The 15,539-nt window shown below is 64.7% G+C and carries 15 protein-coding genes; 12 read left to right on the forward strand and 3 right to left on the reverse strand.

The window, feature by feature from the left end:
- The first annotated feature begins 630 nt into the window (after positions 1-630).
- From QA642_RS24005 to QA642_RS24015, 3 genes are read left to right on the forward strand one after another with little or no spacing between them, the layout of a single operon-like run.
- Positions 631-1,026 carry a hypothetical protein gene (locus tag QA642_RS24005; RefSeq protein ID WP_283079049.1) on the forward strand — a complete coding sequence of 132 codons (396 nt, stop codon included), beginning with the start codon at positions 631-633 and terminating at the stop codon, positions 1,024-1,026.
- A complete protein-coding gene (locus QA642_RS24010) occupies positions 1,023-1,211 on the forward strand; it encodes a hypothetical protein (RefSeq protein ID WP_283079050.1) in 189 nt (62 codons plus the stop codon). The genes QA642_RS24005 and QA642_RS24010 overlap by 4 nt, the downstream gene beginning before the upstream one ends.
- Positions 1,208-1,570: a hypothetical protein gene (locus QA642_RS24015; protein ID WP_283079051.1), complete on the forward strand. Its 363-nt coding sequence runs from the start codon at positions 1,208-1,210 to the stop codon at positions 1,568-1,570. Before QA642_RS24010 ends, QA642_RS24015 begins: the two co-directional genes overlap by 4 nt.
- 75 nt (positions 1,571-1,645) lie before the next feature.
- Here the strand turns inward: QA642_RS24015 and QA642_RS24020 are convergent, their stop codons facing one another.
- Entirely contained in the window at positions 1,646-3,832 is a 2,187-nt protein-coding gene (locus QA642_RS24020; RefSeq protein ID WP_283079052.1) for a lytic transglycosylase domain-containing protein, read from the reverse strand.
- Positions 3,833-4,142: 310 nt separating this feature from the next.
- On the opposite strand from QA642_RS24020, the gene QA642_RS24025 reads away from it, so the two are divergent.
- From QA642_RS24025 to QA642_RS24040, 4 genes are all read left to right on the forward strand, one after another.
- Positions 4,143-5,879 (forward strand): adenylate/guanylate cyclase domain-containing protein, encoded by a 1,737-nt coding sequence (locus QA642_RS24025; RefSeq protein WP_283079053.1) that lies wholly within the window; start codon positions 4,143-4,145, stop codon positions 5,877-5,879.
- Between the two features lie 104 nt (positions 5,880-5,983).
- On the forward strand, positions 5,984-6,160 hold the full coding sequence (locus tag QA642_RS24030) for a hypothetical protein (protein ID WP_283079054.1): 177 nt from the start codon (positions 5,984-5,986) through the stop codon (positions 6,158-6,160).
- Positions 6,161-6,312: 152 nt separating this feature from the next.
- Positions 6,313-6,525 (forward strand): hypothetical protein, encoded by a 213-nt coding sequence (locus QA642_RS24035; RefSeq protein WP_349253879.1) that lies wholly within the window; start codon positions 6,313-6,315, stop codon positions 6,523-6,525.
- Between the two features lie 104 nt (positions 6,526-6,629).
- Entirely contained in the window at positions 6,630-6,887 is a 258-nt protein-coding gene (locus QA642_RS24040; RefSeq protein ID WP_283079056.1) for a hypothetical protein, read from the forward strand.
- A 401-nt stretch (positions 6,888-7,288) separates the two neighbouring features.
- On the opposite strand, the gene QA642_RS24045 is transcribed toward QA642_RS24040, so the two are convergent.
- Positions 7,289-7,939 carry a hypothetical protein gene (locus QA642_RS24045; protein WP_283079057.1) on the reverse strand — a complete coding sequence of 217 codons (651 nt, stop codon included), beginning with the start codon at positions 7,937-7,939 and terminating at the stop codon, positions 7,289-7,291.
- A gap of 99 nt (positions 7,940-8,038) precedes the next feature.
- On the opposite strand from QA642_RS24045, the gene QA642_RS24050 reads away from it, so the two are divergent.
- The 4 genes from QA642_RS24050 (at position 8,039) to QA642_RS24065 (ending at position 12,217) form a co-directional block, all read left to right on the forward strand.
- Positions 8,039-8,233, forward strand: a complete 195-nt coding sequence (locus tag QA642_RS24050; RefSeq protein WP_283079058.1) for a hypothetical protein — start codon at positions 8,039-8,041, stop codon at positions 8,231-8,233.
- 289 nt (positions 8,234-8,522) lie between these two features.
- Complete coding sequence (locus QA642_RS24055; RefSeq protein ID WP_283079059.1) at positions 8,523-8,876, forward strand: hypothetical protein; 354 nt, start codon at positions 8,523-8,525, stop codon at positions 8,874-8,876.
- Between the two features lie 802 nt (positions 8,877-9,678).
- Positions 9,679-11,403 carry a dihydroxy-acid dehydratase gene (gene ilvD / locus QA642_RS24060; protein ID WP_235546228.1) on the forward strand — a complete coding sequence of 575 codons (1,725 nt, stop codon included), beginning with the start codon at positions 9,679-9,681 and terminating at the stop codon, positions 11,401-11,403.
- Positions 11,390-12,217 carry a tetratricopeptide repeat protein gene (locus QA642_RS24065; RefSeq protein ID WP_027559343.1) on the forward strand — a complete coding sequence of 276 codons (828 nt, stop codon included), beginning with the start codon at positions 11,390-11,392 and terminating at the stop codon, positions 12,215-12,217. The genes ilvD and QA642_RS24065 overlap by 14 nt, the downstream gene beginning before the upstream one ends.
- A 57-nt stretch (positions 12,218-12,274) precedes the next feature.
- Here QA642_RS24065 and xth read toward each other — a convergent pair whose 3' ends face one another.
- Positions 12,275-13,072 (reverse strand): exodeoxyribonuclease III, encoded by a 798-nt coding sequence (gene xth, locus QA642_RS24070; RefSeq protein ID WP_283079060.1) that lies wholly within the window; start codon positions 13,070-13,072, stop codon positions 12,275-12,277.
- Between the two features lie 136 nt (positions 13,073-13,208).
- Here xth and QA642_RS24075 point away from each other — a divergent pair, with 136 nt between their 5' ends.
- On the forward strand, positions 13,209-15,539 hold the full coding sequence (locus QA642_RS24075) for an ATP-binding protein (RefSeq protein ID WP_283079061.1): 2,331 nt from the start codon (positions 13,209-13,211) through the stop codon (positions 15,537-15,539).

Here is a 15,539-nt window from a genome sequence, read left to right on the forward strand (position 1 = left end):
GAGGTTATGGCGTTCGTCCTTGAATTGACCGCTCGCCGCACCGGCCATCGCGGCGCGTCAAGTACGCCATGCCGGCAGAGTTTTCACCGTGGCCGTGCAGCCGGAGCGTCATGCGCTGTCTCGTTGAAGATGAACGAGCGCGGGAGCCCCGGGCGAATACGGACAAACCTAGGTATAGCTCCTCCAATCCTAGTCATGTCGGGCATTTACCTCCGTACAATTGAGCGCTTCGTGCCCGGAAGACTACCCTCACGATCAATAGGGAGTGTCGACCAGCCGATCGCGGCGAGCGCACGAGAACAGGTCTGAAGCTTGCGGCTGAGGCCGCACTTCTCGACAGGCAGCCGCAAGCAACAGAGGGAGACAGCAATGTGCGATGCATCCGTACTTCCTGAGCGTGGCCTATCCCAGTCCGAACGTTGCCCTTCGGTCAATGGCTGTGCGGTGTGTAGCGGCAAGTTTGGTCTGATCCGCTACTACTCGTGGCGCACCGCGCTCTGCTCGAAGACGTGTGTCGATCGTTTCCGCACCCGCCGCGAGCGCGATCGCCAGTGGTTGTTTCGGGCTCAGTTCGCGTGAGGCTGGATCGGAGAGCTGACATCGCGCCGAAGGGCTGATTCGGGAGCCTGTATGTTGAACCGCTCATGCAAGCTCTTGTGGTCGATGGTTCTCCTCTGCTCCATCGCGACGGCCCAGGCGCAGGAGACGGGACACGGTGCCGTTCATCGCCAGCACCCACCCCAGGACCAGGAGCTGCACGAGAAATTCTATTCGACCTGGCACATGCCGGACAATCCGAGCCTCAGCTGCTGCAACAGCGCCGACTGCTATCCGACCGAGATCAAGTACGTCGACGGCAAAATCTTTGCTCGACGCAGGGAGGACGGGAGGTACATTCTCGTCCCACCGCAAAAAGTGGAGCGAAACAGGGACAATCCGGACGGCCGAAACCATCTTTGCGCTCCACCGCCCGCATTGTCTCCGCTGGACAGCGTCTACTGCTTCGCTTTGGGAGGTGCCACATGAGATTCGCCTTCGTGCTGGTGAACGACCGGACGCCGTTCCGGCAGATCGGGTGCATGCAGTGCTGCGAGCCGATCAGCGGTAGCTATCTCCGCGAGATCGCGACCCGTCTGCATTATTGCGACTATCAGTGTTACGCATTGTTCTGCGAGGCCCTGGCGAATGATCGCGTGAGGGCGGCTTCATGAAATTCGTGCTGGTCAATCACGAGCCCCCGCGGCGCGCGGCCACGTGCAGCACATGTTCGCGGTCGATCCGGTCCGGCTATGTCCGGCATGTGCGGACGCAGCAGCGCTACTGTGACTACGATTGCTACCGGCGAGGCGAATTTCCGACGCTGTTGATGCAATGGCCGATGCCCGGGCGCACAGAGCTGGGCGCCGGGACCATCGAGGCCGCCGCTCGGAGCATGATCGAAATGTTGGCGGTCTTGAGTGCCGTCTCGTGCTGGAGCTACACGATACAGACCTGGACCTTCGCAAGAGCCTTGACCGGCGCATATCTGGACGGCCGCGACCTGATCACGACGGAAGGAGGTGATACCTAGCCGCGCGACCGCACTCGCGTGGAAGCCGCAGCAACGGAGCCTTGCGAGCGCCGCGTCCAGCCCCGGCGGCGTCGACTAGGGAGCGGTTGCTGCGGCCGCCACGGGTGCGGTTGCGCCGGCCTGGTGCGTCACCACGCGCTGATCGCTCTTGTCGGCGACCACGCCGCCACCCTCGAACCTTGCGCGATACACCAGCACGTTCTCCATCACGCGCTGGACGTAGTTGCGCGTCTCCGACAGCGGAATGCGCTCGACCCAGTCGACCGGGTCGACATTGGGATCTCTGGGATCGCCGCGCGCCTGCACCCATTCGCGCACCCGGCCGCGGCCGGCATTGTAGCCGGCGAAGGTCATGATCTGGTTGCCGCGATATTCCGACAACAGCGCGCTGAGCTCGGCGGCGCCCATCTGCGTGTTGTAGACGGGATCGGACACCATCCTGTCCCAGTCATAGGTCAGGCCGAAGCGCTTTGCGGTGTCGCGGCCGGCTTCCGGCGTCACCTGCATCAGGCCGACCGCGTTGGCGGGCGACTTGTCGCGCTGGTCGAACGAGCTCTCGGTGCGCGCGACCGAATAGATCACGCTGGTCTCGATCGCGGGCGCGACCTGCTTGTGCTCGGGGATGCCGATGGTCGGGAAGGCGTAATGGTCGAGCGCGAGCCCGCGCGCCAGCGCCGACTTGCCGACCTCCAGCATCACGCGCGCATCGTTGCGGCGGCCGGCGAGTTCGCCGAGCGCTTCGAGCGACGCGACATCGTTGCTCTCCTTGGCGAAATCCTCGGCATAGTAGAACACCGTGTCGCGCTCGCCGATGCCGTAGAGCATGTCGGCGGCACGCACGCGCTCGTCGGCGGGGGGCGTATCGGCAGCGGCCAGCACGGGCGAGGGCGCCCGCAGCTCGATGCGGTCGATGCCGAGCTTGGTGCGCGCGAGCTGGCCATAATAGGCGGTCGGATAGAGTGCCGCGGCCTGATAGCTCATCCGCGCGTCCGCGGTTGCGCCCATGGCCTCGGCGGCACGGCCGCGCCAGTAGTGCGCGCGCGACAGCGCGATCGGATTGACCGAGCCCTCGTCGATGGCGGCGAAGTGCGCCATCGCGGTCCTGGGATCGTCGAGATAGCGCAGCGCGATCCAGCCGCACATGAAGTGATAGTCGATGCGGTAGACCTCCATCGCCGGCACCGCAGCCGTGCGCACCACGTCGTAGGCGGTCTTTGACTTGCCCTGGTCGAGCAGCTTGCGCGCCAGCAGGCGCCGTTCGCGCCACCAGGCGTCGGTGTCCTGCGCGGTCATCATGCCGGGCGCGGCGGCGAGGATCACCTCGGCCGCGTCGTCGATCCGGTCCTTCTGGAGATGCCACTGCGCGCGGCACAGCACATAGCCGAGATCGCCGCGCGCCTCCGCCGGCACGTCGTCGAGATAGTCCTTGGCCTTGTTGGCCTTGCCGGTGACGGCGGCGCAGGCCTTGACGATCGCGAGCGCATCCTCGCCGAGCCGTTTTGCCGCGCGCCGCGCAGCGCCATAGTCCTTGGCGCCGAGGCGCTTGTCCATGCGCGCGCGATGATCCTCAGCGGTGAGGAGATCGCGGAATGCCTCGTAGGAATCCTCCTCGCTGCGTTCGGACAATTCATCACCGCGCCAGGCCTCACGCACCAGCCGTGCGGCCCGGTCGGTGTCGCCTTCGCTCAGCAGCACGCGGGCCAGCGCAAACTTGCCCTTGGCGCTGGTCGGCCGGTCCAGCGTGAATTTGTGCACGGTGGCCGCGTCGCTCTTCTCCTGCCACAGCCGCGCTTCGGCGCGGCGGCGCAGCAGCGCGCTGCTCGGCCAGTCCGGATTGGCGGCGAGGAAGCCGGCGTAGCGCTTGAAAGGCGCGGTGCTCTCGGAATGACGCAGCATGAACCAGTCGGCGAGCTTTTGTCCGGCGGGATCAGCGATGCGGTCGCGCGCGGCGTTCGCATCATCCGCCTTGCCCTTGCGGGCGAGGTCGATCGCGTCCTTGAGCGCCGCGAGATCGCCGGTCAGCGGCGGCGGAGCCGGCTTGTCCGCGGGCTCGTCGTCCTGCTTCTTCGATTTGCGCTTGGCCTCGGCATGCTTGCCGTGCCGCGACTTGGCCGCGGCGTGGCGCTGCTTGCCGGCCTTCGCCTCATGCGTCTTCTTCGGCGCGGATGATTTGTGACTGCTCTTCGCCGCCAATTCGGCGGGAAAGAAGGCCATCGCGGCCACGGCAACGACACACGCGAGCGAGCGTAGGCACTGGTTCATTGGATGGTCCCCCTGCGAAACCACTACAAACCAAGGTCCGCGACGACATGCGGCTTGAGAATCAAGGACGACACGATGCCACGACATCGTTTCGCATTCCTCACGCTCACGCAACAATGCGGCAAAATACGGATGCAGGCGGGAACTTCCGAAATGGCGGAAAAGTCACCGTCTTTAACCTTTGTTAACGAATGGGGCTCGCGCGACGGTTGCGGTTGCTGGCGGCGCCATGAAGGGCCGGATTGCTCGTATTCCCGCCGCCAAATCCGGTATATTGAGTTCCATCCGTCCCTTCAGCACTTTGTCCCTCATGCCGCTTTTCAACCAGACGATCCGGCGCAAGATCGTCGGCATCGCCCTCGGATTGATCGTCCTGATGCTGGTCACCTCGATCCTGTCGATGGTGATGTCGAGCCAGGTCGGCGTCCTCCTGGACGAGCTGACCAACCGCTACATCCCGGCCTATGGCGATCTGGCGCGCGCCAACATCCGCTCGCTGGAGCGGTCGGTGGCGCTGCGCCGCATGGTCATGATGAAGATGCAGGAGGCTCCGGACGAGGAGGCCTATGCGGCGCGGCTGAAGGAGTTCGAGGAAGCCGACCGCAGGATCGAGCAGGAGACCTCGGACGCGCGCAGCCACATCAACGCGATCATCGACGATAGCAGGACGCCCTCGGACAATGCCGCGCTGGCGCGGATCGACACCCGCATCGAAACCGCTGTCTCCGAGTTGCGTCACGGCATGAACGAGGACCACGCAAGGCTCCTCAAGCAGATCGATGCCAAGCAGATGCCGGAGGCGCGCGGCACGCTGGAGCATCTCGACGCCCTGCGCGACCAGTTCAATCAGAGGATCGACGGCATTCGTGGCGACATGCTCAAGCAGGTCTTTGCCTCGACGTCGACGGTAGTCGGCCGGCAGCATCAGGCGATCATCATCTCGGGCATCGTGACCTTGCTCGCAGCGGTCGTCGGCTTCGTCTTCGCGCTTTTGGTCTCCAGCGGCATCACGCGGCCGGTGCGGCTCCTGCTTGCCGGCACCCGCGAGGTCGAGGCGGGCCGCTTCGACAAGCCCATCACGGTCTCGACAAAGGACGAGATCGGCGAGCTCGCCGCCGCCTTCAACCGCATGGTCGAGCAGCTCCGCCACAACGAGCGCGTCCGCGAGACCTTCGGCCGCTACATCGACCCGAAGGTGGTGCAGGGGCTGATCGACCGCCCGGAGGTCTCCATCGACGGCCAGCGCCGGGTCATGACCATCATGTTCTGCGACATGAGCGGTTTCACCTCGATGAGCGAGGGCATGACCCCGCGCGGCCTCGTCAAGGTGATGAACCACTATTTCACCGTCATGTCCGGCCCGATCAGGAGCAATCGCGGCGTCATCGACAAATATATCGGCGACGCCATCATGGCCTATTGGGGCCCGCCCTTCATCGAGGAGGACGAGCCCGCGCTGCTCGCCGGCCTTGCCGCCATCGACATGGCCGAGCAGGTGCCTGCGCTCCAGCGGCAATTGCCTGACCTGCTCGGCATCCGCGCCATGCCGGCGCCGTGCGACCTGCGGATCGGCATCGCCACCGGCGAGGTTCTGACCGGCAGCATCGGCTCCGAGCTGATGATGAGCTTCACGGTGATGGGTGACGCGGTGAACCTCGCCTCCCGGCTCGAGGCCGTCAACAAGACCTACGGGACCCGCATCCTGATCGCGCAGGCGACCGCGGAGGCGATCAGCGAGCAGCTCGAGCTGCGCGAGATCGACCGTCTCGCGGTCGTGGGCCAGACCCTCCCGCAAGCGATCTTCGAGGTGATGGCACGGGCCGGCGCGCTCACCGGCGCGCAAGCGAGCCTGCGCGCGCACTACGCCGAAGGTCTCGCCGCCTACCGTGCGCGCCGTTTCGACGAGGCGCGTGCCGCGTTCAATGCGGCGCTCGAAGCCGTCCCTGGGGACGGCCCGTCACGCACGCTGCTCGGCCGCATCGCGCAGTTCGAGACCGATCCGCCGGATGAGGGATGGGACGGCGCATGGCGGCTGGAGCAGAAATAGCGGCGGCGCCGGAATAATTGATTCTACTTCATAACGATGTTCGCCGTGACCTATTTCCCGGGCTTAGGTTTGCTGTCCCTAAGGCGTTTGATGGGGACACGCCGATGACAGAACTTCAGGACAGGCTGGAACGGTTCGAGACGCTCACCGCCGAATGCGAGTTGATCACCAAGCTCGCCACGGACAGCGCCAAGCGCGAGTTCTATCTGAAACTCTCGGAACAGTATCGCCAGCTGGCGCTGGACACACGGCAGGCGATCGCGACCAGGGCTGTGGCCTGACGCGGGCGGCAATCCGTTCTTAATGTTTGGCGCGCATCCTTGCTGGATGTGAGCGTCGCGGTTCGCGATTGCTCGCAGCGGCAACGCGGGGGCCCGTTGCGATGCAGCGAGCCTTGATGACGTCCTTTGCCGATCGCTCCTGGGGCAATCGCATGCGCCTTCTTGCGGTGATCATCTTCGCGCTGATGATGGCGGCCTGCAATCAGGAGCAGGATATCACCGGCTCGACGCCGGAGTGCCCGATGCGGACCTACAGCTCTTTCAATCCCCGCGAGATGAACCAGTGCGTTGCCGCCTGCAAGGCGTGCGACCACGGCAACACCGTGACCTGCACTACCTCCTGCACTCTCAAGGGCGCACACTGAGCCGCCGATCGGTTCGGCCGGCAGCTGCTGACGGTGTCCCGCCACCGGAACGATTCACATGGGTTAATCATTGAAGGGGCGGGCAGGATGCGGAGTCCTATGGAATGGGTATGCTCGATCCTGGTCGGTTCCTGGTGTCATGCTCGCATTGCGACGCCTGGCCGATGGCGGCCAATCTGAAACGTTCGAGCTGGACGGCGTCCCCGCACGAGGTCCGTTTCGTGTGCCCGCGCTGCCGCCGCGAGGAGACCGCCATCGTCTCCGCGTCCGGCGAACTGACCCCGATCAAGCGCATCGAGGTTCCGCCACCCGACGTCGCCGTCGCCTGGGCCCAGGCCCAGCGTCCGCGGGGGCGGAGCTGAGCGGTAAGCCGACCCGCATTTGGCGACTTCGCGGCTCAAGTGTGCAGCATCGCGCTGGCCGACAGCAATCCGAAGATGGTGAGGGCGTCCATCAACCCGCCGGCGGCTTCGGCTAACCGCGTCCCGTGCGCGGCTTCAACCATTGCATGATCCTGCCGCATGGCGACTGGCGGCTGCGTGGCAGCCTGTGCCTCGCGCTCGCATCTCTTGCGAAGGCGAGGGCCTGCTGAAGCGATCGCCGCTGCTCGGGCGCACGTGCCATCCACTCGCGTATGACGGCGCGCCGTATCCTCGACTTCAACATGGGAGAGGTCTCCAAGAGATCGATGAGGGAGAGCGGATCAGGGAACGGCAGGATCAAGCCGCGGGGCTGCCCGCCCTCTCCATGATCGACAGCGTGCCTATGCCGCCTCTTGCATCGGATAGGCTTGCGACCGTCGCGCGAGCAGGGCACTGCCGCATGGATGTTCGGCGCCCTGCAGGACGACGAAGCCACGCTTCGCCACCGCGGCGCGAAGATTGTCCTTCGCTTGCGATTTCTGCGCGTCGAGCCAGATCACCAGCACGGCACGGGGGCCAAGGAAGCCGTCGAGCCAATCCATCGCCGCATCGAGCGCGCTGAGCGGGCGTCGTCGCCAGTCCACGAGGGCTGCGTCGTACTGGGCGGCCGGGAGGCCGCAATTGCCGGCCGAGGCAGCCAGAAAATATCCGCGCCTTTGCAGATCCATCATCAGTTCCATGCTCTTCGCGCCGACCACGACAATGCGCTGCCGGGGCGAGCAGCCTGCGAGCGCGATCATGGGTTCAATGATCCTGTCGCTGACCTCTGAGGTAGACATGAGTACACCGGTTCGGTTGTTGTTGCCTGGCAGGGCAGGCCGAATCTTGCGGGATGGTTCGTGGCGGCACGCCACGCCGTCGCGCGGTTCGCATTCCCCGCGATGCGTCACGCGGACTGGCGTGACCGGCTCGATATGTTGCGGGTCGCGATATGATTTCGAGATGAGCGCGGTCCCGATCGTATAGGCTCCGCATAGGACCGCTGGGGCCACTATGCCGCCCCTACAAACTGGCGGTCCCACTCCTATCGAATTCAGATTTGCCCGACGGCATGTTCTGACGTGGAGCTGCAACTCTTTTCGGAGGTCAGGATGCCGGCATATCGCGCATTTGTGGTGGGACGCCACAGCATACCGATCGGCGTGGTTCAAATGGATTGCACCGACGATGAATCGGCGATCTCTCGTGCCGCGAAACTCGTCGACAGCCACGATGTGGAGCTCTGGCAACTCGATCGGCCGGTCGCCAGATTCGAAGCGCAGTCCGGACACATGCACAGGAAATAATCCTGGTTCGTTCAGGACGGGCATCTCGTCGTATCAGGACGTGCTGCCCGTCGGGAAAAACATCGCGCGACGCTGTCAATCGCGCATCGAGCATGGCATCGCCCTCGACCTTCCGATGTCTCGGTTGCGACACCAGTCAGAGCGTGGCGAGCCACGTCGTCGCGTCGCGGATGACGAAGATTTCGGCCAGCAATCCGCCGTCAACGTGATGGCCCGGGGGAGCGGTAGCCGGTGCGGAACAATCGGACGTGCAACTCATTGAGCGGTTATTCATTTCGAGAACCGCCCGATGAACCACATGGCCGTTGTCTTGATCTTACTCGTTGGCGGCTCTTCGCTCGCTTCGGCCCAGACTGCGGGGGGATCGAGCAGTAGCGGCTCGGCGGCGCGCGGAACTTCGGCGACTGGGTCCACGGGTTATGAGGACGGCACGCTTTCGACCGGGCATACCCTAAGCGGCACTGCGGGCTCCTCCACTCCGAACGTCGGCAACGCGCTTGGCCACACGACGACCGGCGGCGACGTGGATGCTTCTTCGGTTACTCAGGCTCCAACGTCGCACGACAACGCGGTGGATACGCCCGCCGCCAATCGCGCCATAGAGAAGTTGGGCAACACCGACGTCGGCATTCTCAAGAAGTAAGACGATGCTGCAAGCCGGCCAGCTCAGAGCCGTGAGAGATCAAGCAAGCTCGGGCGAATTGCGCTGCGAGGGCGAATACGCATGTCTGCAACCACACACTCGCTGTCATCGCCCGGCGCAGACCGGGCTATCCAGTATTCCGAGGCGGTCGTGATTGAAGCGATAGGCCGCGGCTTACTGGATTCCCCGCCGGAGCCTGTCATCGGGCTCGCCGAAGGCGAGACCCGGTGGCGGGGAATGACAGTGCCGTAGGATGGGTAGAGCGAAACCCATCATGCTTGGGCGTTCACGAGAGTCGACGGGTTTCCCTGCGCTCTACCTCAGATGCTGTACTCCGTCATTGCGAGCGCAGCGAAGCAATCCAGCATCGTAGGGTGGAGAGATGGTGGGCACGGCGCTTTGCGCCTTGCCCGGCCTACGGCACTAACGGTGAGGAATCGACTCAATGCGAATACGCGATCATTGCGCCGAAGCCGGGCGTGCTCTTCGTGTCATAAAATCTCAAGTTGTGGATTGTCATCTTTGTGAGGGTATCGCGGTAAGCCAATCCGTGTCTTCCCGGTAACGATTGTGCTGTCCGCGCAACACTCACGGCGGATTTAACTCTCACCACCGGCCGTTCGCATCGGCGCCGCTTTTTGGCCACACCTGAACATGAATAAAATCGCTCTAAAGTTTGAGAGACAGCGGCGGTCCGAACAAGGCGACGGGAAATCCAAGGATCGATTCGAATCTTGGTCGATTCAAATCTTGGCTCTGATTTTTCGGGTCTGAAAGGGTTGGCCGGGGAAACTGGTTTGCGATGGACGCGAAGACCGACATCAAGCAGAGGCTGCCGAGCCGTCACGTGACGGAAGGCCCTGCGCGCGCGCCGCACCGGTCCTACTTCTACGCCATGGGTCTGACCACCGAGCAGATCCACCAGCCCTTCGTCGGCGTTGCCTCCTGCTGGAACGAGGCCGCTCCCTGCAACATCGCCCTGATGCGCCAGGCGCAGGCGGTGAAGAAGGGCGTCGCATCGGGAGGCGGCACGCCCCGTGAGTTCTGCACCATCACCGTGACCGACGGCATCGCCATGGGCCATGACGGCATGCGCTCCTCGCTGCCGTCGCGCGAATGCATCGCCGACTCCGTCGAACTGACCGTGCGCGGCCACGCCTATGATGCGCTCGTCGGGCTTGCCGGCTGCGACAAGTCGCTGCCGGGCATGATGATGGCGATGGTCCGTCTCAACGTGCCCTCGATCTTCATCTACGGCGGCTCGATCCTGCCCGGCAATTTCCGCGGGCAGCAGGTTACAGTGCAGGACATGTTCGAGGCGGTCGGCAAGCACTCGGTCGGCGCCATGTCGGACGAGGACCTCGACGAGATCGAGCGCGTGGCGTGCCCGTCGGCGGGCGCCTGCGGCGCGCAGTTCACCGCCAACACCATGGCAACCGTCTCGGAAGCCATTGGCCTCGCGCTGCCTTACTCCGCCGGTGCTCCGGCCCCCTATGAGATCCGCGACGCCTTCTGCATGACGGCGGGCGAGAAGGTGATGGACCTGATCGCCGAGAACATCCGGCCGCGCGACATCGTCACCCGCAAGGCGCTGGAGAATGCCGCCGCCGTGGTCGCCGCCTCCGGCGGCTCGACCAATGCTGCGTTGCACCTGCCGGCGATCGCGCACGAGGCCGGCATTAAGTTTGACTTATTCGACGTCGCCGAAATCTTCAAAAAGACACCTTATGTCGCGGATTTGAAGCCGGGTGGCCGTTATGTCGCCAAAGACATGTTTGAAGTAGGTGGCATACCGCTTCTGATGAAGACGCTGCTCGACAACGGATTTCTCCACGGCGACTGCATTACGGTCACCGGTCGAACGATCGCCGAAAACCTCAAAAGCGTGAAATGGAATCCGCACCAGGACGTGGTGCACCCGGCAGACAAGCCCATCACCGTGACAGGCGGTGTGGTCGGTCTGAAGGGCAATTTGGCGCCAGAAGGTGCGATCGTGAAAGTCGCGGGAATGTCCAACCTCAAGTTTACCGGTCCGGCCAGGTGCTTCGACCGTGAGGAGGATGCTTTCGAGGCGGTCCAGAAGCGCACCTATCGCGAAGGCGAAGTCATCGTGATCCGCTACGAGGGGCCGAAGGGCGGTCCCGGCATGCGGGAAATGCTCCAGACCACCGCGGCGCTGACCGGCCAGGGCATGGGCGGCAAGATCGCGCTCATCACCGACGGCCGCTTCTCCGGCGCCACCCGCGGCTTCTGCATCGGTCATGTCGGGCCGGAGGCGGCGGTCGGCGGCCCGATCGGGCTGCTCGAGGACGGCGACATCATCGAGATCGATGCGGACGCCGGTACCCTTAACGTAAAATTGAGTGACGCTGAGCTCGCTCAGCGCAAGACCAAATGGAGCGCTCGCGCGACTAATCACACGTCGGGTGCGCTCTGGAAGTATGCTCAGCAGGTTGGACCAGCGGTCGGAGGGGCAGTAACCCATCCGGGCGGCGCGCACGAGAAACAGTGCTATGCGGACATCTAGGCGTGCCATTGTTGCGTTTGTGTTAGGGGCCGGTGCGCTGGCCGCGCCGGCGCTCGCCTTCGACGGCGCGCCGGTCAACAAGGACGCCACCATCCCTGTCGTGACCACCTTGCCGGGTGCCGCGCCCGCTGTGCGCAGCAAGGTGCCGGCGCCGGTGACTGCGCCTCAGGAGACCAGCCTCAGCGCACTGCAATATGCCGCCGAAGGCGGTCACCCCATCGCGCAGTGGAAGCTCGGCCGCATGTACGCCAATGGCGACGGCGTGGCCCAGGACGATGTCCGCGCCTTCGAATATTTCAGCCGGATCGCCAATGCGCATGCCGAGGACAGCCCGTCGGCACCGCAGGCGCAGGTCGTGGCCAATGCCTTCGTCGCGCTCGGCCGCTACTATCTGAGCGGTATCCCGAACTCCAAGGTCAAGCCCGACCAGGACCGGGCGCGGGAGATGTTCTCCTACGCGGCCTCCTATTTCGGCAATGCGGATGCCCAGTACGATCTCGCCCGGCTGTATCTGAAGACGCCGGACGCCTCGCGCGAGGATTTCCGCTACGGCGCACGCTGGCTCGGCCTTGCCGCCCAGAAGGGCCAGCACGAGGCCCAGGCGCTGCTCGGCCAGATGTTGTTCAACGGCGACCGCCTGCCGCGGCAGGCCGCGCGCGGCCTCATGTGGCTGACCCTGGCGCGTGACAGCGCCGGCGCCGATGAGACCTGGATCAAGGAAAGCTACAACCGCGCCTTCGCCAAGGCCTCCGACGACGATCGCGCCATGTGCCTGCAAATGCTGGAACAGTGGGTGCAGGGCCGTAGGGAGTAAGTACGGTCCCGTAGGGTGGGCAAAGGCGCCTTGGCGCCGTGCCCACCATCTCGCCGCTTACGCCGCCTCCAGATCCAGATCCGCCCACACCGGCACGTGATCCGACGGCTTCTCCCAGCCGCGCACATAGCTATCGATGCCGACATTGGCGAGCTTGTCGCTGGCCTGCGGTGACAGTAGCAGATGGTCGATGCGCAGGCCCTGGTTCTTCTGCCAGGCCCCGGCCTGGTAGTCCCAGAAGGTGTAGAGCCCGCCCTCGTCGGTCACGGCCCGCAGGGCATCGGTGAGGCCGAGGCCGAGCAGGGACTGGAAGCTCTCGCGCGTCTCGGCCTTGAACAGCGCGTCCTCGGTCCAGGCCGCGGGATTGTGGACGTCGCGGGCATGCGGAATCACGTTGAAGTCGCCGGCGAGGATCAGCGGCTCCTCGGTCTTGAGGCGCTCCTTCGAATACTCAAGAAGCCGCGACATCCATTTGAGCTTGTAAGGATATTTCTCGGTCCCGACCGGATTGCCATTGGGCAGATAGAGGCAGGCGATGCGCAAGACGCCACGCTTGAGCGTCACCACGCCTTCGAGGAAGCGGGCATGGACGTCCTCGTCGTCGCCGGCGAGCCCAGACTTGGTCTCGTCGAACCGGAGTTTTGAGAGCAGGGCGACGCCGTTGAACGTCTTCTGACCGTGCGTGACCACGTTGTACCCGAGCGCCTCGATCTCCAGCCGCGGGAAGGCCTCATCAACGCACTTGATCTCCTGGAGGCAGACGATGTCCGGCTGGCATTCCTTCAGCCAGGTCAGCAGCAGGTCGATCCGCTGCCGGACCGAGTTCACGTTCCAGGTGGCAACTCTGATGGGCATGTCGGCGAGGCTCCAGACCAAGGGCCATGGTTAGAACAAACTGCAAACACGCCCGTCAAGGACGCCGCAAAATCTCCCACAAAATTAACCCGGCTTAAGCAGGGCGCAGGCCATTGATACGGAAAAGGTTCCGCGGATGGGATGGCCGGATAAATCGTTGGGACAGACTGAGCCGCGCGACGGCCTGGTCGGCGCGTTCCTGCATTGGCTCGGGGGCTTCGAGATCGAGGACGGCCTGACCGCCGGGCTCAGCGAGCGCGAGCTGCGCCGGATCCGCGCCAAGCAGATCGACGCGGTGGCGCGGGCCATCCCGGTGACGATGGCCGTCACCATGCTCAAAGTCGCCATCGTGCTGATCCTGTTCTGGGGCAGGGGCTGGAACGATTTCCTCGCGATCTGGGGCACGACCCTTGCCGTCACCGCCTCGCTGGCCGTGCGCGCCTGGCGCCGCTCGCACCAGAACCCGCCGCAGGAGGCCTCGCCGCGCGCCGCGCGTCAGATGCTGCGGCAGGCGTTCTTCCTCGCCGCGATCTGGGGCACGCTGCCGCTGGCGCTGTTCAGCCGCATCGAGCCGACCAGCCAGCTCCTCCTGGCCTGCCTGATGGTGGGCATGATGTCGGGCGGCGCCTTCACATTATCGACCTTCCCGCGCGCCGGCCTCGTCTATCTCGCCACCATGACGGTCGCCTGCGCCGGCGCGCTGCTGCTCTGCGGCACTGGGCCGTATCTGGTGACCGCCGTGTTCTTGCTGCTGTTGGCGTTCTTCATGGCGCGCAACATCGTCTCGCATGGCAATCTGTTCCTCGACAACCTCAAGGCCCGGCTCGAGCTCGAGCGACAGACCGAGATCATTTCGCTGCTGCTGAAAGACTTTCAGGAGACCGCCAGCGACTGGCTGTGGCAGACCGACGCCGAAGGCCATCTGGTCGACGTGCCTGAGCGCTTCGCCGACGTCGCGCAGCTACCGCTTCCGCTGCTGAAAGGATCGCTGTTCGCCGACGTGCTCGACATGCTGTGCCCAGAAGACAAGGCGGCCGCCTACGACGTCGTCGGCCTGATGGAGCATGCCGAGCCCCTGCACGAGATGAACCTCAAGGTCGTCGCCGGCGGCGAGGCGCGACTGTGGTCGCTGACCGCGAAGCCGGCCTATGACCGCGACGGGCAATTTTTGGGCTATCGCGGTTTCGGCCGCGACGTCACCGAGCGCTGGCGCGCCGAAAAGGCCGAGGCCGAGAGCCGCGCCAAGTCGGATTTCCTCGCAGTCATGAGCCACGAGATCCGCACGCCGATGAACGGTGTGCTCGGCCTCGCCAGCATGCTGCTCGAAACCAAGCTCGATCCGGAGCAGCGCGAGGCGGTCACCACGATCCGCGAGTCCGGCGACAATCTCCAGCGCATCCTCAACGACATCCTCGACCTCTCCAAGCTCGAGGCGGGCCGCTTCCAGTTCGAGGCGATCGACTTCGTGCCGCAGGCGTTGGTCGAAACCGTTGCGACGGTCGCGCGCGCGAGCGCCAAGGGCAAAGAGATCGCGGTCAAGGTCGAGCTCGATCCGAACCTGCCACCGACATTGCGCGGCGACGTCGCGCGCATCCGCCAGGTGCTGCTCAACCTTGCCTCCAACGCGGTGAAGTTCACCGATGAGGGCGAGGTGACGATCGCTGCGACTTGCCAGGCGCGCCGCGACCTGCTCGCCACGGTCGAATGGACCGTGACCGACAGTGGCATCGGCATCGCGCCCGAGAAGGTCGGCCAGCTGTTCAGCGACTTCGCCCAGGCCGACGCCTCGATCAGCCGCCGCTTCGGCGGCACCGGGCTGGGGCTTGCGATCTCGCGACGCATCATCGAGCAGATGGGCGGCACCATCGGCGTCACCTCGACGCCGGGCGAAGGTTCGACCTTCCACTTCACGCTGGTGCTGCCCTGGAGCCAAGCGCAGGCATCCGACCAGGCGGCGGGCGCCGACGAGGCCGAAGCACTCAAGGCGCGCATCATCGGGCTCGACCGGCCGCTCAAGGTGCTGGTCGCCGAGGACGATGCGGTCAACCGCATGGTCGTGAGCAAGATGCTCGGGGCCTTCGATGTGGAGATGAAGGTCGTGACCGACGGCGTCCAGGCCGTCGCGGCGGCCTCAGAGGGGGATTACGACGTTGTGTTGATGGACGTGCGCATGCCGGACATGGACGGCCTTGCCGCGACGCGTGCGATCCGCGCGCAGGGCGGGCGCTTCGACGCCTTGCCGATCATCGCGCTGACGGCCAATGCCTTCCCCGAGGACGTCAAGATCTGCCGCGAGGCGGGCATGTCAGATTTCCTGGCAAAGCCCTTGCGCAAGCCCACCCTGGTCGCGGCCTTGCTGCGTGCGCTGGACGGTCACACGATGTCGGAGGACGCACCGCTTCAGCCGGAGCTGATGCCGGTTGAGGTGGAATGGACGGACGAGGAAAGGCAGATGACGGGCGCTTGA

The sequence above is a fragment of the Bradyrhizobium sp. CB2312 genome (assembly GCF_029714425.1).
Taxonomy (GTDB): Bacteria; Pseudomonadota; Alphaproteobacteria; order Rhizobiales; family Xanthobacteraceae; genus Bradyrhizobium.